Source organism: Candidatus Contendobacter odensis Run_B_J11 (assembly GCF_000531125.1).
GTDB classification, from domain to species: domain Bacteria; phylum Pseudomonadota; class Gammaproteobacteria; order Competibacterales; family Competibacteraceae; genus Contendibacter; species Contendibacter odensensis.
On record NZ_CBTK010000024.1, the window covers coordinates 36,920 to 59,650 of the forward strand.

Annotated in this window: 30 protein-coding genes and 1 tRNA gene; 26 read left to right on the forward strand and 5 right to left on the reverse strand. The window is 59.2% G+C overall.

Annotated features, from left to right (window positions below; genetic code table 11):
* Positions 1-17: 17 nt before the first annotated feature.
* A complete protein-coding gene (locus tag BN874_RS01505; protein WP_034430412.1) occupies positions 18-617 on the reverse strand; it encodes a Maf family protein in 600 nt (199 codons plus the stop codon).
* A gap of 58 nt (positions 618-675) precedes the next feature.
* Here BN874_RS01505 and BN874_RS01510 point away from each other — a divergent pair, with 58 nt between their 5' ends.
* From BN874_RS01510 to BN874_RS01570, 13 genes are all read left to right on the forward strand, one after another.
* On the forward strand, positions 676-1,254 hold the full coding sequence (locus BN874_RS01510) for a YceD family protein (RefSeq protein ID WP_195912074.1): 579 nt from the start codon (positions 676-678) through the stop codon (positions 1,252-1,254).
* Positions 1,255-1,256: 2 nt separating this feature from the next.
* Positions 1,257-1,454: a 50S ribosomal protein L32 gene (rpmF, locus tag BN874_RS23210; protein WP_081756060.1), complete on the forward strand. Its 198-nt coding sequence runs from the start codon at positions 1,257-1,259 to the stop codon at positions 1,452-1,454.
* A gap of 64 nt (positions 1,455-1,518) precedes the next feature.
* A complete protein-coding gene (gene plsX, locus BN874_RS01520; RefSeq protein ID WP_034430416.1) occupies positions 1,519-2,547 on the forward strand; it encodes a phosphate acyltransferase PlsX in 1,029 nt (342 codons plus the stop codon).
* On the forward strand, positions 2,544-3,512 hold the full coding sequence (locus BN874_RS01525) for a beta-ketoacyl-ACP synthase III (RefSeq protein ID WP_034430417.1): 969 nt from the start codon (positions 2,544-2,546) through the stop codon (positions 3,510-3,512). Before plsX ends, BN874_RS01525 begins: the two co-directional genes overlap by 4 nt.
* A 25-nt stretch (positions 3,513-3,537) precedes the next feature.
* Positions 3,538-4,284 (forward strand): 3-oxoacyl-ACP reductase FabG, encoded by a 747-nt coding sequence (gene fabG, locus BN874_RS01530; RefSeq protein WP_195912075.1) that lies wholly within the window; start codon positions 3,538-3,540, stop codon positions 4,282-4,284.
* A gap of 155 nt (positions 4,285-4,439) precedes the next feature.
* A complete protein-coding gene (gene acpP, locus BN874_RS01535) occupies positions 4,440-4,685 on the forward strand; it encodes an acyl carrier protein (protein WP_420886096.1) in 246 nt (81 codons plus the stop codon).
* Between the two features lie 96 nt (positions 4,686-4,781).
* A complete protein-coding gene (gene fabF, locus BN874_RS01540) occupies positions 4,782-6,023 on the forward strand; it encodes a beta-ketoacyl-ACP synthase II (RefSeq protein WP_081756061.1) in 1,242 nt (413 codons plus the stop codon).
* A 72-nt stretch (positions 6,024-6,095) separates the two neighbouring features.
* Positions 6,096-7,121 carry an endolytic transglycosylase MltG gene (gene mltG, locus BN874_RS01545; RefSeq protein ID WP_230314296.1) on the forward strand — a complete coding sequence of 342 codons (1,026 nt, stop codon included), beginning with the start codon at positions 6,096-6,098 and terminating at the stop codon, positions 7,119-7,121.
* Between the two features lie 4 nt (positions 7,122-7,125).
* Positions 7,126-7,755 (forward strand): dTMP kinase, encoded by a 630-nt coding sequence (gene tmk / locus BN874_RS01550; protein WP_034430419.1) that lies wholly within the window; start codon positions 7,126-7,128, stop codon positions 7,753-7,755.
* Positions 7,755-8,810: a DNA polymerase III subunit delta' gene (gene holB, locus BN874_RS01555; protein WP_051497294.1), complete on the forward strand. Its 1,056-nt coding sequence runs from the start codon at positions 7,755-7,757 to the stop codon at positions 8,808-8,810. The genes tmk and holB overlap by 1 nt, the downstream gene beginning before the upstream one ends.
* Positions 8,811-8,853: 43 nt before the next feature.
* A complete protein-coding gene (locus BN874_RS01560; protein WP_034430421.1) occupies positions 8,854-9,198 on the forward strand; it encodes a PilZ domain-containing protein in 345 nt (114 codons plus the stop codon).
* An 18-nt stretch (positions 9,199-9,216) separates the two neighbouring features.
* Positions 9,217-10,002 (forward strand): TatD family hydrolase, encoded by a 786-nt coding sequence (locus BN874_RS01565; protein WP_034430422.1) that lies wholly within the window; start codon positions 9,217-9,219, stop codon positions 10,000-10,002.
* Positions 9,999-10,622: a CoA pyrophosphatase gene (locus BN874_RS01570; protein ID WP_034430424.1), complete on the forward strand. Its 624-nt coding sequence runs from the start codon at positions 9,999-10,001 to the stop codon at positions 10,620-10,622. Before BN874_RS01565 ends, BN874_RS01570 begins: the two co-directional genes overlap by 4 nt.
* Here the strand turns inward: BN874_RS01570 and BN874_RS01575 are convergent.
* The 3 genes from BN874_RS01575 to nadA are packed head-to-tail and all read right to left on the reverse strand — an operon-like array spanning position 10,611 to position 12,395.
* Entirely contained in the window at positions 10,611-10,811 is a 201-nt protein-coding gene (locus BN874_RS01575) for a hypothetical protein (protein WP_154724699.1), read from the reverse strand. The two genes, BN874_RS01570 and BN874_RS01575, sit on opposite strands and share 12 nt — an antisense overlap.
* Positions 10,789-11,310 (reverse strand): tetratricopeptide repeat protein, encoded by a 522-nt coding sequence (locus BN874_RS01580; protein WP_034430425.1) that lies wholly within the window; start codon positions 11,308-11,310, stop codon positions 10,789-10,791. Before BN874_RS01580 ends, BN874_RS01575 begins: the two co-directional genes overlap by 23 nt.
* Before the next feature lie 35 nt (positions 11,311-11,345).
* Positions 11,346-12,395: a quinolinate synthase NadA gene (nadA, locus tag BN874_RS01585; RefSeq protein ID WP_051497314.1), complete on the reverse strand. Its 1,050-nt coding sequence runs from the start codon at positions 12,393-12,395 to the stop codon at positions 11,346-11,348.
* Positions 12,396-12,657: 262 nt separating this feature from the next.
* On the opposite strand from nadA, the gene BN874_RS01590 reads away from it, so the two are divergent.
* The 5 genes from BN874_RS01590 to ruvB all read left to right on the forward strand — a co-directional run bounded on the left by BN874_RS01590 (position 12,658) and on the right by ruvB (position 16,349).
* The gene (locus BN874_RS01590; protein ID WP_051497295.1) at positions 12,658-13,302 is read left to right on the forward strand and encodes an esterase/lipase family protein; all 645 of its coding nucleotides are present in this window, start codon (positions 12,658-12,660) and stop codon (positions 13,300-13,302) included.
* Between the two features lie 65 nt (positions 13,303-13,367).
* A complete protein-coding gene (locus BN874_RS01595) occupies positions 13,368-14,111 on the forward strand; it encodes a YebC/PmpR family DNA-binding transcriptional regulator (protein ID WP_034430426.1) in 744 nt (247 codons plus the stop codon).
* A gap of 20 nt (positions 14,112-14,131) precedes the next feature.
* Positions 14,132-14,638, forward strand: a complete 507-nt coding sequence (gene ruvC, locus BN874_RS01600; protein ID WP_034430503.1) for a crossover junction endodeoxyribonuclease RuvC — start codon at positions 14,132-14,134, stop codon at positions 14,636-14,638.
* A complete protein-coding gene (gene ruvA, locus BN874_RS01605; protein WP_034430427.1) occupies positions 14,635-15,243 on the forward strand; it encodes a Holliday junction branch migration protein RuvA in 609 nt (202 codons plus the stop codon). The genes ruvC and ruvA overlap by 4 nt, the downstream gene beginning before the upstream one ends.
* 62 nt (positions 15,244-15,305) lie before the next feature.
* Positions 15,306-16,349, forward strand: a complete 1,044-nt coding sequence (ruvB, locus tag BN874_RS01610; protein ID WP_034430428.1) for a Holliday junction branch migration DNA helicase RuvB — start codon at positions 15,306-15,308, stop codon at positions 16,347-16,349.
* Between the two features lie 6 nt (positions 16,350-16,355).
* Here the strand turns inward: ruvB and BN874_RS01615 are convergent, their stop codons facing one another.
* Positions 16,356-16,700, reverse strand: a complete 345-nt coding sequence (locus BN874_RS01615) for an EF-hand domain-containing protein (protein WP_034430429.1) — start codon at positions 16,698-16,700, stop codon at positions 16,356-16,358.
* A gap of 96 nt (positions 16,701-16,796) precedes the next feature.
* Here BN874_RS01615 and ybgC point away from each other — a divergent pair, with 96 nt between their 5' ends.
* The 8 genes from ybgC (at position 16,797) to BN874_RS01660 (ending at position 22,701) form a co-directional block, all read left to right on the forward strand.
* A complete protein-coding gene (gene ybgC / locus BN874_RS01620) occupies positions 16,797-17,207 on the forward strand; it encodes a tol-pal system-associated acyl-CoA thioesterase (protein WP_034430430.1) in 411 nt (136 codons plus the stop codon).
* Positions 17,197-17,919 (forward strand): protein TolQ, encoded by a 723-nt coding sequence (gene tolQ / locus BN874_RS01625; RefSeq protein WP_051497296.1) that lies wholly within the window; start codon positions 17,197-17,199, stop codon positions 17,917-17,919. The genes ybgC and tolQ overlap by 11 nt, the downstream gene beginning before the upstream one ends.
* 3 nt (positions 17,920-17,922) lie before the next feature.
* Positions 17,923-18,375 (forward strand): protein TolR, encoded by a 453-nt coding sequence (gene tolR, locus BN874_RS01630; RefSeq protein WP_034430431.1) that lies wholly within the window; start codon positions 17,923-17,925, stop codon positions 18,373-18,375.
* A 45-nt stretch (positions 18,376-18,420) separates the two neighbouring features.
* Entirely contained in the window at positions 18,421-19,947 is a 1,527-nt protein-coding gene (gene tolA / locus BN874_RS22025; RefSeq protein ID WP_195912076.1) for a cell envelope integrity protein TolA, read from the forward strand.
* Positions 19,948-20,031: 84 nt separating this feature from the next.
* A complete protein-coding gene (tolB, locus tag BN874_RS01645; RefSeq protein WP_034430433.1) occupies positions 20,032-21,198 on the forward strand; it encodes a Tol-Pal system beta propeller repeat protein TolB in 1,167 nt (388 codons plus the stop codon).
* Positions 21,199-21,234: 36 nt separating this feature from the next.
* Positions 21,235-21,831 carry a peptidoglycan-associated lipoprotein Pal gene (gene pal / locus BN874_RS01650; protein WP_034430434.1) on the forward strand — a complete coding sequence of 199 codons (597 nt, stop codon included), beginning with the start codon at positions 21,235-21,237 and terminating at the stop codon, positions 21,829-21,831.
* Between the two features lie 13 nt (positions 21,832-21,844).
* Positions 21,845-22,570, forward strand: a complete 726-nt coding sequence (gene ybgF / locus BN874_RS22030) for a tol-pal system protein YbgF (protein ID WP_051497298.1) — start codon at positions 21,845-21,847, stop codon at positions 22,568-22,570.
* A gap of 55 nt (positions 22,571-22,625) precedes the next feature.
* Positions 22,626-22,701 (forward strand) — tRNA-Lys (locus BN874_RS01660).
* The last annotated feature ends 30 nt before the right edge of the window (positions 22,702-22,731 follow it).

The window sequence follows — 22,731 nt, forward strand, 5'->3', positions numbered from 1 at the left end:
CGGTCATACCCAGCTCATTACAGTACCGTCACCCCTGCTGCTTCCAACATCCGGGTGAGCTGAATCAGCGGCAAACCGATCAAACTGCTGGGATCGTCGCCCTCCAGTCGCTCAAACAGCGCGATGCCCAAACCTTCGGATTTGAAGCTTCCCGCGCAGTTGTAGGGTTGTTCCCGCCGCAGATAATTTTCGATCATCGCTGACGTCAATGGGCGAAAGACGACCCGAAACGGTTCCACGACCACCTGACACCGTTGACTAGCATGGTCCAGCAGGCACAATCCGGTATAAAAAATAACGGTTCGGCCTGAAGCCCGCAGCAATTGCGCCACCGCTCGTTCGTGATTACCGGGCTTGCCGATGATCTCATCATCCAGCACTGCGGTCTGATCCGAACCGATGATAAGCGCCGTCGAATCGTAGCGGGCGACGGCCTGAGCTTTCCGTTTCGCCAGTCGCGCCACCAAAGTCGTCGCGTCTTCGCCGGGTAGGCGGGATTCATCGGCATCAGACGCTTGTACCGTAAACGGCAGTCCCAGCCGCGCCAGCAGTTCGCGGCGGAACGGCGAAGTCGAGGCCAGCACCAGACGGCGACCATCAGGCAGGGTTGCGGACATGGCAAACACTCGCTGAATAGTTGGAAATAGCGGTAATTGTGCGGAATTTGGCTTTATTTTGACAGCAATCCGACGGGCCTATATTATTCCGCGCCTTATGCAGACTCCGTCGCTCCCACTCCCTGACAAAATTGATCCTTGGCGACTGGCCGCTGAAAGCGGACGGTTGGAGGGTACGTTGGCGTTAGCGGCGTTGCCACGATTAGCCGCAGTATTGGATCATCTCAATGGCGCGGTCAGCGTTTCACTGGTGGCCGGAATTGACCACCAAGGCATCCGATCCATTACCGGCGGGTTGCGAACCGTGATCGAACTCACTTGCCAGCGTTGTTTGGAGCCGTTGCCATGGCCGCTGGACGTAACGGTTAATCTGGGACTGGTTCGCAATGAGGCCGCAGCCCATCGTCTGCCCGATGAGTATGAACCGCTGCTGGTTGCTGAGGGCTTCATCCGCGTTGCTGATTTAGTGGAAGACGAACTATTGCTGGCCTTGCCGCAGATTCCCCGGCACGTTGATGTGCAGGAATGCGAAGCCAATGATTATCGAGCGCCGTCCAGCGAGCCAGCGCCCAATACCGAGCCTGTCCAGCCCTTCGCGACGCTGGCCTCCCTGTTACCTAGCAAAAGGAGTCATTGAACATGGCTGTACAAAAAAGCCGCAAAAGTCCCTCCAAGCGTGATATGCGCCGTGCCCACGACAGTCTGACTGGCCCCACCTTGTCCACCGACAGCGTTTCTGGTGAGCTGCACCTGCGCCACCATGTCACGCCGAATGGCTTCTATCGCGGTCGTCAAGTCATTACCAGGCCGGTAGCCGACGACAACAGCGAGGATTAATTGTCCCCTGTCGCCCTGCATTCATCCGCCGTTCTGACCCCGCCATGAGCTATTTCCCGCCCGCATGACCAAGCCACTCACCATCGCTGTGGATGGCATGGGTGGCGATATCGGCCCCCCTGTGGTTGTACCCGCCGCACTGCGGGTACTAAAAGCCACCGGCGATGCTGTGCGCTTGATCCTGGTCGGTCAGGAGGACGTGCTGTCGGCCCAACTCACCAAGCTCAAAGCCAAGGGGCACCCGCAAATCCTGATCCGCCATGCCTCGCAACTGGTCAATATGGACGAGTCGCCGGCGCAGGCGCTGCGGGTCAAAAAGGATTCATCAATGCGGGTGGCGATCAACCTGATCAAGCAGGGTGAAGCCGATGCCTGTGTCAGTGCGGGCAACACCGGCGCACTGATGGCCACTTCCCGCTTCGTACTCAAAACCTTGCCGGGCATTGATCGACCCGCTATCTGCACCACATTGCCGACCGTGCGTGGACAGACCCGCATCCTGGATTTGGGCGCCAACGTGGACAGCAAGGGCGCGCATCTGTTGCAGTTCGCGGTGATGGGGTCGGTGCTGGCGGAGGTCAACGGTATCCAACGGCCCCGAGTCGGCCTGCTCAATATCGGCGAGGAAGACATCAAGGGCAACGAACAGGTCAAGGACGCCGCCCGCCTGCTGGCTTCCAGCGACCTCAACTACATTGGTTTCGTCGAAGGCGACGGGATCTACCTGGACGACGTTGATGTCGTGGTCTGCGACGGCTTCGTCGGCAACGTCGCTCTCAAGAGCAGCGAGGGCGTGGCCAAACTGGTCCGCCATTACATGACTCAGGAATTCAAGCGGAATCTGCTGACTCGCGTTGCCGGGCTGATCGCGTTGCCGGTGCTGCGCGCCTTCAGTCGCCGGATTGATCCTCGCCGCTACAACGGCGCCAGCCTGCTAGGGTTACAGGGCATCGTGGTTAAAAGCCACGGCGGCGCCGACGCTCTAGCCTTCGCGAATGCGATTCAGGTCGCGATGCTGGAAGTCGAGCAGGCGGTGACCCAACGCATTGATGCCCATTTGGCCGTCCTTCACGCCGCGAGGCAAGCGCTTTGAACTATGCCCGAATCATCGGAACCGGCGGCTATCTGCCGGAGAACGTGTTGACCAACGCCGAACTTGAACAGCGGATCGAGACTACGGCGGACTGGATCGTCGAGCGGACTGGAGTCGAGGAACGCCACATTGCCGCGCCCGGCGAAACCACCTGTGATCTGGCCGAACAGGCGTCTCGGCGGGCGTTGGCAGCAGCGGGCCTCGAACCGGGTGATATCGATCTGATCATCATCGGCACCACCACGCCCGACCATGTATTTCCCAGTGTTGCCACTCAGTTGCAACATCGTCTGGGCTGCCATGGTGGCCCGGCCTTCGACGTGCAGGCGGTCTGCACCGGCTTCGTTTATGCCATGGATATCGCCAGTCGTTTCATTCGCACCGGTGCCTCTCGCCGGGCGCTGGTGGTGGGCGCTGATACTTTTACCCGCATCATCAATTGGCAGGATCGCGGCACCTGCATCCTGTTTGGCGACGGCGCCGGTGCAGTAGTGCTGGAGGCGGCAGATGCGCCGGGCATCATTGACAGCCGCCTGCACGCCGATGGCCGTTACAAGGAACTGCTGTGGGTGCCAGCCGGGGTGTCCAGCGGCTACGACCAGACCCAGCAAAATGCCGCTTTCGTGGAAATGCGTGGCAGCGAAGTGTTCAAGGTTGCGGTGACCACGCTCAAAGAGATTTCCGAGCAGATTCTGGCTGCAAACCATCTGACGGTTGCCGACGTGGACTGGCTGATCCCGCACCAGGCCAATCGGCGGATTCTCGCCGCCACTGCCAAGCGGCTCGGCCTGCCGGAAGTAAAAATGGTTGATTGTGTACGGATTCACGGCAACACTTCGGCGGCGTCGGTGCCACTGGCTCTGGATGTAGCGGTGCGCGATGGTCGCATCCAGCGCGGCGACACGCTGTTGCTAGTGGGCTTTGGCGGCGGTTTCACCTGGGGTGCGGTGCTGCTGAAGTATTAAGATTGAAGGCGGAGGAGATTTCACGATGATAACGCTGGACGGCGAAATCGCCCTGGTAACCGGGGCCAGTCGCGGTATTGGTCAAGCCATTGCCCGCGAATTGGCGCGGTGGAACGCAACCGTGATCGGCACTGCGACCACCGATGCTGGCGCCGAGGCGATTACCCAGGATTTGCACCACCGTGAGTCCAAGGGACGCGGTCTGCGGCTGGACGTGACCGATCCCGTTGCGGTGGACACGGCGGTCAAGGTGGTGACTCAAGAGTTCGGTGCGCCGACCATTTTGATCAACAACGCCGGGATCACCCGTGACAACCTGCTGTTACGGATGAAAGAAGAGGAATGGCTGACGATCCTCAACACCAATCTGTCTTCGGTCTTCCGGTTGAGCAAGGCCGTATTGCGGGGAATGATGAAGGCCCAACGCGGGCGCATCGTCAGTATCACCTCGGTGGTCGGCGCGACTGGCAACCCCGGTCAAGCCAACTACGCAGCGGCCAAGGCCGGTATCATCGGCTTCACCAAATCCCTGGCGCGTGAAATCGGTTCGCGCAACATCACCGTTAATGCCGTAGCGCCCGGTTTGATCGCCACCGACATGACCCGTGAGTTACCGGAAGCGCAACGCCAGGCTCTGATCGGGGCGATTCCCTTGCAACGGCTGGGCGAGGTGCAGGATATCGCTCATGCTGTCGCTTTTCTGGTCTCGCCGGCGGCAGCCTATATCACTGGCGAAACTTTGCACGTCAATGGCGGGATGTATATGGCCTGATAACAACTAAGGCTAAAATTGAAAAGGTCCGCGCGGGTATGCCGGTGGTCGGCGCCGGGGGTCGGAAACCGCGCCACGTTTGTAGTACCGTAATTAAGTTTCGCCCGCCGTGAAAAGCGGGTGCGGATTGAAACACAACGAGGAAGCAAACCATCATGAAAGATATCAGTAACATCGAAGCCCGTGTCAAGAAAATCATCATCGAGCAGTTGGGTGTAAAGGAAGAACAGGTCACCAACGAATCCTCTTTTGTTGAGGACCTTGGCGCTGATTCCCTGGACACCGTGGAACTGGTGATGGCCCTGGAAGAAGAGTTCGAGCTGGAAATTCCTGACGAAGACGCCGAAAAAATCACCACGGTGCAACAGGCGATTGATTACATCATGTCGCATTCGGGGTGAAAGCGTCAGTCCTGCTCAGTTCAGGGTTAATCGCCGCGACCGCCGCCGGGGGCCGCGGCCTTGTTTTTTCAGCGTAATGCAAATGAGGGTAGTCGCGTGGTCAAGCGGCGAGTGGTAGTGACGGGCATGGGCATCGTGTCCCCGGTGGGCAGCACCGTGGAGACTGCCTGGACTCACATTCTGGCTGGCCGCAGCGGGATCAGGCCGATCACCGCTTTCGACGTCGGCAATTTTCCAGTGCGCATCGGTGGATCGGTAAAGGATTTTCAGGTCGAGCAGTACCTGAATCCGAAGGAAGCCAAGAAAATGGATACCTTTATCCATTACGGTATCGGCGCAGCGGTGCAGGCGATCCAGGATTCCGGATTGGCGATCACCGACGCCAATGCCGAGCGGATCGGGAGTTTCATCGGTTCCGGCATCGGCGGCTTACCGGGCATCGAGGAAGGTCATTCGGCGTTCCTGAAAGGCGGACCGCGCAAGCTGACGCCATTCTTCGTGCCGCGCAGTATCATTAACATGGTGTCCGGCAATCTATCGGTGATGTACGGCATTAAAGGCCCGAATCTGTCGGTGGTCACGGCCTGCACCACCGGCACTCATAGCATCGGGCTGGCGGGCCGATTGATCGCCTACGGTGACGCCGATGTCATGATCGCCGGCGGCGCGGAAATGGCGACCACTCCCACTGGGCTATGCGGTTTCGCGGCGGCACGGGCATTGTCTACCCGTAATGATGATCCAGAGAAGGCCAGCCGGCCGTGGGATCGGGACCGCGATGGTTTCGTGCTGAGCGACGGGGCCGGAGTCCTGGTGCTGGAAGAATACGAGTGCGCCAAACAGCGCGGTGCACGGATTTACGCCGAACTGATCGGCTTCGGCATGAGCGGCGATGCCTACCACATGACTTTGCCATCGCCAGACGGCGACGGCGCACGCCGGGCGATGCTGAACGCACTGCGTGACGCGAAAATCAATCCCGATGCCATGGATTACATCAATGCCCACGGTACCTCTACCCCGGCCGGCGACAAAATTGAGAGCGAGGCAGCCAAAACCGTGTTTGGTGATCATGCCTACCAGTTGGCAATGAGTTCAACCAAGTCCATGACCGGCCATTTGCTAGGCGCGGCTGGTGGAGTCGAAGCCATTTTCTCGGTGCTGGCGATCCGTGATCAGGTCGCGCCGCCGACGATTAATCTGGATCAGCCGGAATCGGGTTGCGATCTCAATTATGTGCCACATACGGCTCAGGAACGGCGGATCAAGGTGGCGCTATCCAATTCTTTTGGTTTCGGCGGCACCAACGGCTCGGTGATTTTCCGCGCCTTGGACTGAAATCGAACACTGAACATGGCGGTCCCGTTCGCTCCCCTCAGCCGTGGGCGGGAGAGGGGTTGGAAGTAAGGAATGGTAGTTCTGATGCAGTTTCGACGGTTGCTACTGGCATTAGTGGCGCTCGCGCTGATGTTCGGACCAGCGCTGTATATCGTCTACGTTGATTACCAGCGTTTCCTCGATACTCCTATCGACGTGCCCGCCAGCGGTCTGGTGCTGGCAATCAAACCCGGCATGGGCATCGCCGATCTGACCAGGGAGTTGCAGCGATCACCGGGTGTATTGCGATCAGCACTGTATCTGCAAACCTACGCCCGGTTGAACGGGTGGGCGCCCCGAATCAAAGCCGGCGAATATGCCATCGTGCCGGGGACTACGCCGCGCAGTCTGATCGAGCAGATCGTCGCGGGTCGCGTCCTCCAACATGCGCTAACCGTGGTAGAAGGCTGGACCTTCCGGCAGTTGCGGCAAGCACTGGCAGCGCATCCCAAAATCGCGCAGACCCTGCGAGAGGCCAGCGATGCTGAAATTATGGCGCGGTTGGGCCGACCCAACCAACATCCTGAAGGGCGGTTTTTCCCGGATACCTATCATTTTCCCGCCGGCACCCCTGATGAGGCTTTTTTGAAGCGGGCGTTGGTAGTGATGGATCAGCGACTGGCTGAAGCCTGGGGCGACCGTTCTCCGAATCTGCCATTGAGCGATCCCTATCAGGCGCTGATTCTGGCCTCGATAGTGGAAAAGGAAACCGGACTGGCAGCGGAGCGGGCGGACATTGCCGGCGTATTAGTGCGGCGCTTGCGCAACGGGATGCTGTTGCAAACTGATCCGACGGTGATCTACGGGCTGGGCCAAGCCTTTGACGGCAATCTGCGCAAACAGGATTTGATCGCCGATACCCCATACAACACCTATACCCGCAAGGGCTTGCCGCCAACGCCGATTGCCTTGCCTGGTGCGGCGGCGCTGAAAGCGGCGGTCAATCCCGCATCAGGCGATGCGCTGTATTTCGTGGCGAACGGTGCGGGCGGCCATATCTTTTCCCAGACGCTTGATCAACATCATCAAGCAGTCAGACAGTATCAGTCCAAGGAGTAATAGCGTGGCGTCGGGTCGTTTTATCACCGTCGAAGGCGGCGAAGGCGCCGGCAAAACCACCCAGATCGCGTTCATGCGCGATGCGCTGCAACGGCGTGGCTTGCCGGTGGTATTGACCCGCGAACCGGGGGGCACCGCGCTGGGTGAGGAAATTCGCACTCTGCTCCTCAGTCATCACCACGAGGGTATGGCGCTGACGACCGAAACCCTGTTGATGTTTGCCGCCCGCGCCGAACATCTGGAACGGGTCATTCGTCCGGTGCTGGCGGCAGGTCATTGGGTGCTTTGTGACCGTTTCACCGATGCGACTTACGCCTATCAGGGCGGTGGACGCGGCTTGTCACTGGAACAGATCGCGACCTTGGAAAATTGGGTGCAGGGTGATTTGCGACCTGATCTCACCCTGCTATTGGATGTTCCGGTCGAAATAGGGCTGGAACGGGCGGCGCGACGGAGTACGGCGGATCGCTTCGAGCGGGAGGAGAAAGCCTTCTTCGAGCGGGTACGCGCCACCTATCTGCAACGCGCCCAGCAACATCCCGACCGCTACCGGAGGGTGGACGCGGCCCGCCCCATAGCGCAGGTTCAGGCCGAGGTAGAACTCCTTCTTGCCGAATGGCTAGAGCGTCGTTAATGGACGAGCGCTTACCCTGGCATCAAAACCTGTGGCAACAATTTCAGCAGCGTCGGAACGCCGACCGGATGCCGCATGCCCTGCTGCTGGCGGGACCTGCGGGGCTGGGCAAAGGCTTGTTCGCCCGGCGCTTGGCGCGTGCGCTGCTGTGTGAAACGCCGACTGCTGAAGGCGAGGCCTGCGGCCAATGTCGAAGTTGTCAACTGTTTCAGGCCAGCACTCACCCTGATTACCGGGTGGTGCAACCGGAAGAAGACAAAAAGCTCGGCGAGAGTGCCCCGCTGGCCGGCGATGCGGGGGAAACCAGTGGAAAAAGGAAGAAGAGTAAGGTCATCAAGATTGAGCAAATCCGTGATCTTTGTACCTTCCTCAGCTACACCCCGCAATACGGCGGCTACAAAATCGCGCTGCTGGAACCGGCGGATCGTCTTAACCTCAACGCTGCCAACAGCCTGCTGAAAACGCTAGAGGAGCCACCCGGTAACAGTCTGCTGCTGCTAGTGACCGCCCAACCGGCGCGTTTGCCCGCCACAGTGCGTAGCCGCTGTCAGCGGATCAGCTTTGAGCGGCCTCCGATAGCCGTTGCTGTTCCCTGGCTGGCTGCGCACATCACGCAATCGAAGGACGATGTGGAACCAGAGGTGCTGCTGAATAACGCCGGTGGGTCCCCGCTGATTGCTTTGACCTATGCGGATGGCGAGCGCTGGCGTCGTCGCCGGGAACTGGTCGAACGCTACGATCAAGTGTTGGCTGGACAAACTGATCCAGTGCGGGTGGCGGAGGACTGGATGCAGGGCGATCTGGCCGAGAACCTGCGCTGGCTCATCGGTTGGCATACCGACCTGATCCGGCTTAAGATGAATTCCAATCCCTCCCGCCTGAGCAATCCTGATCTGGGTTCGATGCTATGGCGCTGGGCTGACCGGCGAGCGGCGCACACTCTGTTTAAGCGCTTGGATGCGGCAGTTCGGCTGCATACGCTCTGTACCACCACCCAGGTCAATACGCAGTGGTTGCTGGAAGTATTTTTTAGCGACGGCGCGGATGAGCGATAAATCCGCTTTCACCACAGACTGACATCACAACAGGTTGAACCCTATGGCAGCTCCACGGCAAGGCGTCATTTCCCTGGCCATCAAGGACAAGGCCATGTTGCACGCCAATCACATGCCCTTCATCAAGGGGGGTGGAATTTTCATTCCAACTGAGAAAACGTTCGAGCTGGGTGATGAGGTGTTTTTGTTGCTGACGTTGCTGGAAGATCCGGAGCGGTTCGCGATTACCGGCAAGGTGGTCTGGATCAATGGCCGGACTACGCCCGGCGGCCGGGCGATGGGCGTCGGCATTCAGTTTGGCGGCATCGAAGGCGCCAACCTCCAGAAAAAAATTGAATCGCTGGTAGCCGGCTACAACCGCACCGATCAACCCACGAATACCATGTAATTTTCGACTGGAAGCGCCATGCTGATTGATTCCCACTGCCATCTGGATCGGATAGATCTCGCGTCCTTTGGGGGCAGTTTAGCCGGGGTGCTGGAAACCGCTGCGGCCCATGGCGTCACCCGCCTGCTCAGCGTGGCGGTAGATTTGGAAAGCTGGCCGGCGCTGGCCCGGATGACCGAGCCGTATCCCCAAATTGCGCTATCGGTAGGAGTTCATCCCGGTGAGGACAGCGGTCGAGCGCCTACGGTGGCGGAACTGGTGGCATTAAGCCGCGCCGAACCCCGGGTGGTTGCCCTCGGTGAAACCGGGCTGGATTATTACTACGGTCGCGACCGTATCGCCCACCAGCAAGATGGATTCCGCATTCACATCGCCGCCGCCCGTGAACTGGGCAAGCCACTGATCGTGCATACCCGTGATGCTCGTGAAGATACTTTGCGGATTCTGGAACAAGAGGGCGCGGCTGAAGTCGGCGGGGTGCTGCATTGCTTCACGGAGGATTGGGCGATGGCGGAGCGGGCGCTGGCGCTGAATTTTCACCTCTCTTTTTCCGGTATCGTGACCTTCAAAAACGCCAAGCAGATTCAGGACGCAGCTCGGCGGGTACCGGCGGAGCGGCTGCTGGTAGAAACTGACTCGCCCTATCTGGCGCCGACTCCGCATCGCGGCAAACCCAACCACCCGGCCTGGGTGCGGCATGTGGCGGAATTTGTGGCTCAGTTGCGTGGCGAGTCGCTGGAGCAGGTCGCGATGGTCACCACCGCCAACTATTGCCGGCTATTCGGCGTGCAGGCGGCGCCATGAACCGTTCGGAACTGCGCGAGCAGATTCGCCGCTGTTTGCATCCGACGCATGATCTGGAGGCGATCACCGGCGATTTTGCGGTGGCCGGGATGGAACGCGAGGAGCGGACCCTAATGCCGGCAGCGGTGTTGGTGCCGCTGGTCGAGCGGACCGAGGACTATACAGTGCTGTTGACTCAGCGCACCGCTCATCTGGAGCATCACGGCGGGCAAATCAGCTTTCCCGGTGGTCGCGCCGAGGATGAGGACGCCAGCCCGGTGCATACCGCCTTGCGCGAGGCAGAAGAAGAGATCGGATTGCAACGCCGGCATGTAGTGGAAATCGCCGGCTTTCTGGATTTGTATCAGACCGTGACCGGCTTTCTGGTCACGCCGGTGGTGGGTTTCGTCGAGCCGCCGTTTGAGTTGAGTCTGGACGCTTTCGAGGTCGCCGAGGCGTTTGAAGTACCGCTGGAGTTTATTCTTGATCCGGTTAATCACGAACATCGCAGTATGTTCTACAAGGGTCAGCAGCGGCGTTATTATGTGATTCCCTACCAGGATCGCTACATCTGGGGGGCGACCGCCGCCATGCTGGTCGGTTTCGCCCGGCGGCTGACGGGCAACCCGCTATCGCTCTGAACCAGGGGCATCGCTGGCCGCGCCCCGGTGGTCAACAAATTGCCGCAGCAGGAATTCTTCGTCACGGGGCGCCAGATCGAAGCGCAGACTGGCTTGTTCGACCGTCTTGGAGGTGCAATGCCCCTGCTCGACGATCCACTGAAACGCCCGGCGCAGGGCTTCGCCTTCAGGAATCAGTGGACTCAACATGGCGGGCCGCCTCATTCCCGTTGACCACCGCCAACAAGGCGGCAGCCCCCAGATAGTCCTTGGAGTCCATTTCGATGATCTTTTCCAGTAAAGCGATCCCCTTCTCCAATTCGCCGAGTCGGGCATACAAATAGGCTTCGCCTTTCAGGCACAGCAAATAGAATCGAACCATCACCCTGTTGTTTTCCTGGCCTGAAACAAGCTGTGCTTCGCTGAGAGTGCGCCAATCCTGGGGCAATCCCAGTTTTTGCCGAATGACTTCACGCGCCTGCTGGCTGATATCAATGGCCTGAGCAAAGCGCTGTTGATAAACGTAATAACGAAACAGCGCGACCAGCACCATGAGATGGTCCGGCGCCAAGTGGTAGGCGCGTTGCAAATCAGCCTCCGCCTGTCCATCACCGTAATTTTCTGCGGCCTGCTGTAACAACTGAACCACTTCTTCAGCAGGAGGGTTATCGAAAAACAGCGGTTCGGCATCGAAAGACAATAAATCCATCAGTAGCTTTCCTCAAAAACGGGCGCCGGTTTAGGTCAGGCATCATTATTACCCAGCACCGCTTGCTTGCGCTGCTGGGCGAATTGCAGCAACCGGCGGATCGGTAACGCCGCTCGTTCGCGGATCGCTGCATCAATGACGATTTCGTTGTCGCCGGTTTCCAGCACCTGGGCGAGATTACGCAGGCCATTCATTGCCATCCATGGACAGTGGGCGCAACTGACACAGGTCGCGCTCTTGCCGGCGATGGGCGCTTCCAGAAAAATTTTATCGGGCGCCACCTGCTTCATCTTGTGGAACAGACCGTTATCGGTGGCGACGATGAAGGTGTGCGCCGGCAGGTTGCGGGCCGCCTCGACCAGCGCCGTGGTTGAACCCACCACATCAGCCAGGGCGATCACATCCAGCGGTGATTCTGGATGAACCAGCACCTTGGCGTCGGGATGCGCGGCGCGCAGCTTGCGCAGCCCATCGGCCTTGAACGCCTCATGCACCACGCAGGCCGCGCTCCACAGCAGCATGTCCACTCCGGTTTCGCGCTGGACATAGGCGCCCAGATGGCGATCCGGCGCCCAAATCAGCTTTTCGCCGCGTTCCGCCAGATGCCGCACCAGATCCAGGGCAATGCCCGAAGTCACCACCCAGTCGGCACGGGCTTTGACTGCGGCGCTGGTATTGGCGTAAACCACCACCGTTCGCTCAGGATGCTGGTCGCAGAACGCGGTAAATTCATCCGCCGGGCAACCCAGATCCAGCGAGCATTCGGCCTGTAGATCCGGCATCAGCACCCGCTTTTCCGGGTTGAGAATCTTGGCGGTTTCGCCCATGAAGCGTACTCCAGCTACCACCAGGGTGCTGGAGGTACAGTCGGTACCAAAGCGAGCCATGTCCAGCGAATCCGACACATAACCACCGGTGGCTTCGGCCAGCTCCTGCAATTCGGGCGAGGTATAGTAATGCGCCACCAGCGTAGCGTCCCGCTCGACCAGCAGCCGTTTGATCCGGGCGATCAGTGCGACCTGTTCATCAGCATCCAGCATCTCAACTACGGTAGGCGGCACTTGCAGCAGGCGGCGATCCCGCATGATCCGCTCATCAACTACGAGCGGTGGTGCCTGCACTGGGCGACGGTCCCGCATGATCCTCTCGGAAGCGACTGCGCTCATATTGTTCTCCAGCAACCGGGGTGATGATGGTTTTATCTATCGTTTGAACGAATTTGACTATCTTAGTTTCGTTTTGAAACTATTACAAGATGATGACGTGATTTTCGCAAGATTAAGATCAGAGCGTGGCGAATTTCGTTAAAATCCCTTTTTGTAACAAAAATCCGAGGAGAAATTGGCAATGGTGGCCCAGCGGGAAACGGTAGTGTTGGTGCATGGCCTATATGTGCATGGATTGTGGATGCAGTTGCTTGAATACTGGTTGGAGGAGGCCGGCTACCAGACGGTGAATTATTCGTATCCCTCCATCACCCGCTCGCCGGCCGAAAATGCCGAGGATCTGCACACGATGCTGGAACGGCTGGATACATCAGTCGTGCATTTTTTGGCTCACAGCATGGGCGGGCTGGTAGTACGCCACCTTTTCCACCATTACCCCAAGCAGCGGCCGGGCCGGGTAGTGACCATGGGTACCCCCCATCAGGGCAGTTACGCCGCCCGGATTATGCACAACACCGGGATGGGCTACTTTGTCGGTCGGGGACTGGAGGATGGGCTGTTGGGCGATGCGCCGATCTGGGATGCCTCCCGCCAACTTGGATCTATCGCCGGTACGTTGAACGTCGGGCTGTGCCTGCTCTTTCCGGGGATGCCAGAGCCTTCCGATGGCATGATCGCAGTGGTCGAAACTCAGTTGCCGGGCATGAGCGATCATATCTGCCTGCCGGTATCGCATATGCAGATGCTGGTGGATCCAGCGGCAGTGACCCAAGCCTGCGCTTTCTTCGCCACCGGCCGGTTTCGCCATCCCTCCCACCAGCGCTGAGCCGACAAGATGGTAGACTGAAACCACTCACCCTCCCCGCACGGTATTCAGGCACGAGGTTTTGCATGGCTGGACATAGTAAATGGGCGAATATCCAACACCGGAAGAACACCCAGGATGCCAAACGCGGCAAACTGTTTACCCGGATGATTCGGGAAATTACGGTAGCGGCACGGATGGGCGGCGCCGATCCCGGTGCTAATTCAAGGCTGCGGCTGGTTGTGGACAAGGCGCTGGCCGCCAATATGCCCAGAGACACCATCGAACGGGCCATCAAGCGTGGTACTGGGGCGCTGGACGGGATGGAATACGAGGAAATCCGTTATGAGGGTTATGGCCCTGGCGGAGTGGCGGTGCTGGTGGACACCATGACCGACAATCGTAATCGCACGGTTGCAGAGGTCCGCCATGCTTTCAGTAAATGTGGCGGCAATCTCGGCACCAGCGGCTCGGTGGCGTTCCAGTTCACTGAGTGTGGAGTATTGAGCTATCCGGCGGGCAGCAACGAAGACCGGATTATGGAAAATGCTATCGAAGCGGGTGCCGATGATGTGCTGAATTACGACGACGGTTCGATAGACGTGTTGACCGACCCGGCGGCATTCCAGACCGTTAAGCAGGCGATGACCAGCGCTGGTCTGACGCCGGACGAAGCTGAAATCACCCTGCGCGCCGGTTCCAGCGTCAGCCTGGGTTTCGAGGATGCCCAGAAAATGGTCAAGCTGTTGGAGATGCTCGAAGATTTGGACGATACCCAGAATGTCTATTCCAACGCCGACATCGCCGACGATATTCTGGCGAAACTTTGAATGTGACCACGGTTCGGCTGATGGGCATCGATCCCGGTTCACGCATCACCGGCTACGGCATCATTGATATGGACGGGCCGCGCAGCCTCTACGTTGCCAGCGGGGGCATTCGGACCGATAGTAGCCAAGCTCTGCCAGAGCGGCTAAAGACCATTTTTGAAGCAGTGGCCGAGATTGTTCGTCTTCACCAGCCGACGGAAGTCGCAGTTGAGCAGGTGTTCATGCATCGCAACCCCGATTCAGCGCTCAAACTGGGTCAGGCGCGGGGCGCGGCCATTTGCGCGGTGGTGGTCGCTGGATTGCCGGTGAGCGAGTACGCGGCGCGATCCATCAAACAGGCCGTGGTGGGCAATGGCGCAGCAGATAAAACCCAGGTACAAAAAATGGTGGCTCTGCTTCTCCATCTGCCGGAACCGCTGCAAGCGGATGCGGCGGATGCGCTGGCGGTGGCGATTTGCCACGGTCACACCCGGCAAACGCTGCAACGCTTCGGCACGGCAGCGGTGCTGGCCCGGAGACGGCGATGATTGGCCGGCTACGCGGACTGCTGGCCTGGAAGCAACCGCCCTATCTGCTGATCGACGCTCACGGAGTCGGCTACGAACTGGAGGCGTCGCTGACCACCTTCCAAACCCTGCCGGAGTTGGGCGCAGAGGTGACGCTGCTGACTCATCTGGCGGTGCGCGAAGATGCTCATACCCTGTACGGCTTTGCCAGTACGGCAGAACGCAGTCTGTTCCGCAACCTGATCCGGGTGACGGGTATCGGCCCGCGGCTGGCGTTGCTGATTCTATCGGGGATGAGTGTGGAACGGTTCGGGCGCTGCGTGCGGGAAGGCGATGCCACTACCTTGCTTCATCTGCCGGGCGTCGGTAAAAAAACCGCCGAACGCTTGATTATTGAAATGCGCGACCGGATTGGTAGCCTCGGCTCGGACCCCACCGTAATCGTGCTGCCGGGGGAACGCGCCGTCGCGCCGGAGATCAACCCGATAGACGATGCGATCAGTGCGCTGGTCGCACTAGGCTATAAACTGCCCGAAGCCTCGCGCATGGTGCAATCGCTGGAAACCGAGGGACTAAGCAGTGAAGCGATTATCCGACTGGCGTTGCAAACCAGTGTGCGGCGTTAAGCAAGATTTCATCGTTCGATCCGTACACTCTCTGCCCCATTAAAACCCTTGAAACCGCCCGCATGAATTCATCCGACCGTCTGATTGCTCCCGCCGCCAGCAGCGAAGATACTTCGCTGGACCGGGCAGTGCGGCCCCGGCGGCTGGAGGAGTACATCGGCCAGCAGGCCATGCGTGAACAGTTGGAAATTTTCATTCATGCCGCCCGCGCCCGTAGCGAGGCGCTGGATCATGTGCTGCTGTTCGGCCCGCCGGGGCTGGGTAAAACCACGCTGGCGCATATCATCGCGGTCGAGATGGGCGTCAACCTGCGCCAGACTTCGGGGCCGGTGCTGGAACGGCCCGGTGATGTAGCCGCCCTGCTGACCAATCTGGAACCGCACGATGTGCTGTTCATTGATGAGATTCATCGGTTGAGTCCGGTGGTGGAGGAAGTGCTGTATCCGGCGATGGAGGATTATCAGATCGATATTCTGATCGGCGAAGGACCGGCGGCGCGGTCGATCAAACTGGATTTGCCGCCGTTTACCTTGGTCGGTGCCACCACGCGAGCGGGACTGCTTACCTCTCCGCTGCGGGATCGCTTCGGCATCGTCCACCGGCTGGAATTTTATACCCCGGAGGAATTGACCGAGATCGTGGCGCGGACAGCGCGGATTCTTGGCGTCGACACCGATGTTCCCGCCGGCGCGGCGGAGATCGGGCGGCGGTCGCGGGGTACGCCGCGCATCGCCAACCGCCTGCTGCGCCGAGTCCGCGATTTTGCCCAAGTGCGGGCGGACGGGCGGATCACGGTTGAGGTCGCGCAACAGGCACTGGACATGCTCAAGGTGGATGAGCGCGGCTTCGACGAGATGGACCGGCGGCTGCTCTGGCTGATGATTGACAAGTTCGGTGGCGGGCCGGTGGGCTTGGATACTTTGGCGGCGGCGCTGGGCGAGGAGCGCGATACGATTGAAGATATATTGGAGCCGTTTCTGATTCAGCAGGGTTTTTTGATGCGAACTCCACGCGGGCGGGTGGCCACTGCTCATGCCTACCGCCATTTTGGGCTGGCGACGACCCCTGCAATGGTCGGCGGTGATCTATTTAGCGCCGCACCCTGACTGCATTCATGGTTTGGGCGCGTTGGGGGATGGTACAGGTGTGGAAACCGTCGGTGGCACGGACGGTGTGGGTGCAGCAGGGGACGATGGAATGATCAGGGCGGGTTCTGCGGGCGGCAGGGTCGTAGCCGGTGGATGTAGGGTTTCAATGGCAATGTCGTATTCATCCACGCTCAGCGTACCGTCGTTATCGCCATCGGCTGCGTTAAAATCCAGCCCTTCCACGCTGGCAGCTTCGTCGGCGCTGACCAGACCGTCGCCGTCGGTGTCAACTTCCTCGAAGGTTAAAGGGGTTGCTGCGAAGGCGGAAAAGGCGACCAGCAACAAGATTGACAGAAGGATAATGCGCATCAGGGAGTCCTCGGCAGGATTGGGATGATCCGGTTTATTAAACTCAGTGGCGACTGCTTGATTTTTCGATTTGCCAAGATGGAATTTTAACGGAACATGGAAACCTTTGTCTGGCCGGTACGGGTTTATTACGAGGATACCGATAGCGGCGGTGTAGTCTATTACGCCAATTATCTTAAATTTATGGAGCGCGCCCGCACCGAGTGGCTGCGCGCTCATGGCTTCGAGCAGGACGAGCTATTGCGTGATCAGCGGGTGCTGTTTGCGGTGCGGTCATTGAGCGTGGATTATCATCGTCCGGCCCGGTTCAATGACCAGTTGGAGGTCATCAGTCAGGTGGCAACGACGGGTGGCGCCAGCCTCACCTTCGCCCAGACCATCCAGCGAGCCGGTTCTGCCGAAGTGTTATGTAGTGCGCGGATCAAAGTGGCCTGTATCGGCGCAAGCCACTTCCAACCCTGTCGGATGCCCCGGGAATTAATGAGGGAGATGATTGGTGACACATGATTTGTCATTCTGGACCCTGCTCACCAACGCCAGCCTGATCGTACAATTGATCATGCTGGGACTGGTGCTGATTTCGCTGAGTTCGTGGTGGGTGATCGTCAAGAAGCATCTGGTGCTGAATTCCGCGAAGCAGGCGACCGACCAGTTCGAGGACGACTTCTGGTCGGGGACTGATCTGGCTTCGCTGTATGCACGGATCAATCGCCAGAAAGAACCGGTCGGGGGAATGGAGGCGATTTTCCTGGCGGGTTTTCAGGAATTTTTACGGTTGCGTTCTCAGCCGACCATGGATCCGGAATCGGTAGTCAGCGGTGCGCAGCGGGCGATGCGGGCGACCGGTTCACGGGAGCTGGACGAACTGGAGATGTATCTATCGCTACTGGCGACCACCGGCTCCACCAGTCCTTACATCGGCCTGCTCGGCACGGTTTGGGGCATCATGAACGCCTTTCGGGCGCTGGGACTGGTGCAACAGGCCACGTTGGCGCAAGTGGCGCCGGGCATCGCTGAAGCGTTAATCGCGACGGCAATGGGCCTGTTTGCGGCGATCCCGGCGGTGATTTTCTATAACCGCTATGCGCATGAGGTGGACCGGCTGGCCAACCGGTATGAAACCTTCATGGAGGAGTTTTCCAATATCCTCCAGCGCCAGTCTTACAATCTACGCAAGAGTTATGTTGAGGCCGCCCGCACCCCGGTGGCTCAAGGATAAATCATGGCCCGGCGCAGCTCGCACGGCCGCCTGAAGGCGGAAATCAATATCGTCCCGTATATCGACGTGATGCTGGTGTTACTGGTGATCTTCATGGTCACAGCGCCGCTGATCAATCAAGGCGTCGAAGTGGATTTGCCCAAGGCGCCAGCAGAGACCTTGGATACCCCCCAACAGGAGAACCAGGTAATCGTGATGTCGGTGCGCAAGGACGGTTCCTGCTATCTGAATGTCGGCTCGGAAAAAGCGCAGCCAGTGGACTGCAAGTTGATCGCGCCGCGCCGGGTGGAAATCGAGGAACAGTTGAAGCGCACCCCCCAACCGCCGGTGCTGGTCCGCGCTGACAAAGATGTGAGATATGAGCAGGTCATCCAGGCGATGGCGGCGCTGAAAGAGGTGGGCGCAACCAAGGTAGGATTGTCCACTGCGCCTCCGGACGATCCGCCTCGTCGGTAAAGAATAGCGATGCAACCTGGGCGCGGGACGAAATCCCAAGATATTGTGGCGACGGTAGCTACCATCGCCGTACACACCACGGTGATCATTTTTTTGTTGCTCAACCTGAACCTCACGGCTTCGTTTCATCCTGCACCGAATGAAGTTGAATCTATTGCAGCCGAGGTTGTGGACGAGGCTGCAATCCGGGCTGAACTGGAGCGACAGGCGCAAGAGGAACGTCGCCGGCAACGTGAGCAAATGGAACGACAGGCCCGGCTGGCGCAGGCAGAGCGGGAAGCAGAATCACGACGCCAAGCAGAAATTCGTCACCAGCGGGAAGAGGAAACTCGCCGCCAAGCCGCTGATCAAGCAAGACGTGAAGCCGCCGAAGAAGCGAAGCGTGAAGCTGCGGAAGAGGCGAAACGCGAAGCCGCCGAGGAAGCCAAGCGGCAGGCCGCTCAAGAAGCGAAACGCGAAGCCGCCGAGGAAGCCAAGCGTCAAGCGGTTCAAGAAGCGAAACGCGAAGCCGTAGCGGAAACCAAACGGCAGGCGGCGGAAGAGGCGAAACGCGAAGCCGTAGCGGAAACCAAACGGCAGGCGGCGGAAGAGGCGAAACGCGAAGCCGCCGAGGAAGCCAAGCGTCAAGCGGCTCAAGAAGCCAAGCGTCAGGCCGCTCAAGAAGCCAAGCGTCAAGCGACTCAAGAAGCGAAACGCGAAGCCGCCGAGGAAGCCAAGCGTCAAGCGGTTCAAGAAGCCAAGCGTCAGGCCGCTCAAGAAGCGAAACTTGAAGCCGCCGAGGAAGCCAAGCGCCAGGCCGCTCAAGAGGCGAAACGCGAAGCCGCCGAGGAAGCCAAGCGCCAAGCCGCTCAAGAGGCGAAACGCGAAGCCGCCGAGGAAGCCAAGCGTCAGGCCGCTCAAGAGGCGAAACGCGAAGCCGCCGAGGAAGCCAAGCGTCAGGCCGCTCAAGAAGCGAAACGCGAAGCCGCCGAGGAAGCCAAGCGTCAGGCCGCTCAAGAAGCCAAGCGTCAGGCCGCTCAAGAAGCCAAGCGTCAGGCCGCTCAAGAAGCCAAGCGTCAGGCCGCTCAAGAGGCGAAACGGCTGGCGGCAGCGGAAGCTAAACGCAAAGCGGAAGCTGACGCCGAGGCAAAACGCAAGGCTGAAGAAGCCCGACAAGCTGAAGAAAGCCGGAAGATTGCAGAAGAAACCAAACGCAAAGCCGCCGAGGAGACAAAACGCAAAGCTGAAGAAGAAGCTAAACGCCAGGCGGAGGAAGCGCGTAAATTGGCTCAGGAACTAGCGGCTCAGGAAACCGCCAAGCGTTATGCCGAAAGCGTAATTAGCTCATATGTGGAGCAGCGATGGAATCCTATCGCTACCGGCCAGGGAGGACTGGTTTGTTTGCTAAGAATAACGGTAACAGCATCTGGTCAGGTTACCAATGTTCAAATTGTGAAGGGCAGTGGTGATAGCCTGTTCGATAACTCTGCGCTCGCAGCAGCCCATCGTGCGTCGCCGTTGCCAATGCCTACTGAGTCAGCCGTGGCAGAAGCGCTGCGCCCTACCTTTATCTTAAGATTCAGACCGAAGTAAGCTACAGATATCAACTACACCAGAGCTGGCTTTATCGAAGGAGACTAGTCTTTGAAATCGTCTGTAAAAATCATTGGAGCGTTGATGCTCCTCCTTGGAGTCGGATCGTTCGCCCACGCCGAATTGACGATTGATGTGACCAAGGGCATTGAAGGCGGCGGGATTCCCATTGCCATCGCGCCTTTTGGTGGCGGCGCACCGGAAGACATCGCTGGCACCATTGCCACTGATCTGCAACGCACCGGCAAATTTGCGCCTCAATCCGCAGGATCGCCGGCGGATTACTCCGTCACCGGACAAGCTCAATCTGGCGGTTCCCGGGGTTACGTCGTGCAGTTCCAGCTCAACGGTGCCCAAGGCAGCCAGTTGCTCAACCTGTCGTTCGATGTGCCAGCGAACCAGTTGCGGCCCGTAGCGCACCGTATCAGCGATCTAATCTACGAAAAAATTACCGGTGAGCGGGGACTGTCTGGAACCCGCATCGCCTATGTCGCGGGTGGTGGCGGCTCCTGGTATCTCGTCGTCGCCGATGCCGACGGCCAAAATCCCCGGATGATTCTGCGCTCTGGACAACCGATCATGTCACCGGCCTGGTCACCGGATGGCGCCAAACTGGCCTATGTCTCGTTCGAAGGTCGCCGACCACAGATCGTAGTGCAGGATGTCTACAACGGGGGGCGGCGGGTGGTATCCGCTGCTCCCGGCATCAACGGCGCTCCGGCTTGGTCGCCGGATGGTCGCCGGTTGGCATTCACTCTATCCAAGGACGGTAATCCAGAAATCTATGTGCTCGATCTGGCGGCACAAACTCCGGTTCGCCTGACCAATAGCAGTTCTATCGACACCGAGCCGGTCTGGCTACCGGATGGCAGTATCGTGTTTACCTCGGATCGGGGCGGATCGCCGCAGTTGTACCGGATCGGCTCTGGAGGGGGTGCGGCGCAACGGCTGACCTTTGAGGGCGACTACAATGCCCGCCCTTCGGTTTCACCGGATGGCCGCTATATCGCCATGGTTCATCGGCGCGGTGGACGGTTCCACATCGCAGTGCTGGACCTGCAAACTCGCCAGTTCCGGGTTTTGACCGCAGGTGGTTTGGACGAGTCGCCCAGCTTCGCGCCGAACAGCAAAATGATTATTTACTCCAACGGCCAACGGTTGACGGCCGTGTCGGTAGACGGGAGTATCAAGCAGGATTTTGCCTTGCGCGGCAATGGCCGTGACCCGGTTTGGGCGCCTTACAGCCGCTGATCTCATTTGCAACTTCACCTTGAGGGGAAAATCGTTATGCAACATTTCGCTCGAAACCTGATGGCCTCTGCGGTACTCGCGCTGATGGTGGGCTGTGCCGCAACCGGCGAAAATACCGACACCGATCAGACTGGCGTTCAACCGGATGCTGCGGCTCAACCCGGCATCACCGCACAGCCCGGACAGGATGCTTACAGTTATGCCTACGGTCAGGCTCCCAGTGGCTATGACACTTACGATGCCAGCGGTGGGCAAGCCGGAGGACGGCCCGGCGGTCAGGCGGTGGCCGGTGCAGGCGGTGCAGTTTCGGCGGATCGCGTGGTGTACTTCGATTTCGATAGCGTCGAAATTCGCCCCGAAAGCAAGCCAGTTATCGAATCCAATGCCCGTTCCCTGGCCAGCAACCGGCGGATCATCACTCAGTTGGAAGGGCATACTGACGAGCGCGGCAGTCGTGAATACAACATCGCCTTGGGCGAACGCCGCGCCAATGCGGTGCGCCAGACCATGATCGTGATGGGCGTTTCACCTCAGCAGGTTCGTGTTGTCAGCTACGGCGAGGAGCGGCCTGCCGCCGGTGGGCAGGATGAGCAAAGCTACGCGCTGAACCGGCGGGTGGAAATCGTCTACTGACGGACATCAGCACATGACCCCACACCGTGCTTCCTGGCTGATCATGCTACTGCTGGGCAGTGGGCTACCGCCCAGCATTGGGTACGCCCAAAATCCTCCGGGTCAGGCGCTGACTCTGGAATTACTCCAGCGGATTGAACGACTGGAAGCGGAGGTTCGACAGATTCGCGGGGAATTGGAAATCCAGCGCTATCAGTTCGAGAAGCCGCAACAGGAGCGAGCTGCGACTGAATATCCGGCATCGCCACCGGGAGCGGTGGCTCCAGTGACTCCAATCCAGCCGCTCACTGCATCGGCTCCACCGCCGCCGCTCCCGGAGCGAACTCCCGCTACGCCGTCGTCATCAGCGCCCCAAGTGGGGGATGGAACGGAACAGATGGATTTTGATGCCGCCTTGGTGGAATGGCGGGAGGGACGTTATCCCGCAGCGATTAGGGCGTGGCAACGCTTTTTGAACTCACACCCAAACAGCCCAAGGGCGGGGGATGCCCAATACTGGCTGGGTGAAGCGTACTACGTTAGTCGGGATTACAACGCGGCCAAGGAGGCTTTCATCAATCTTGGCCTGAATGATCCGCAAAGTACGCGGCTACCGGATGCCCTGCTGAAGCTCGGTTACATCTATGGGGAACTGGGTGATATCCCCCGGGCGCGGGAGGTGCTGCAAAAACTGATACAGGTTTATCCCAACAGTCAGGCGGCTAGCCTAGCCGAACGGCGGTTGCAATCGTTGCGCTAACTTCGGCCAAAACTTGCGATTCTGGCAAATTGTTGTAACATTGCTGCCCTCTTAAGGGCCGTTAGCTCAGCCGGTAGAGCAGCAGACTTTTAATCTGTTGGTCGTGCGTTCGAACCGCACACGGCCCACCATAAAATGCAAGGCTTACCGAACTCAATCCG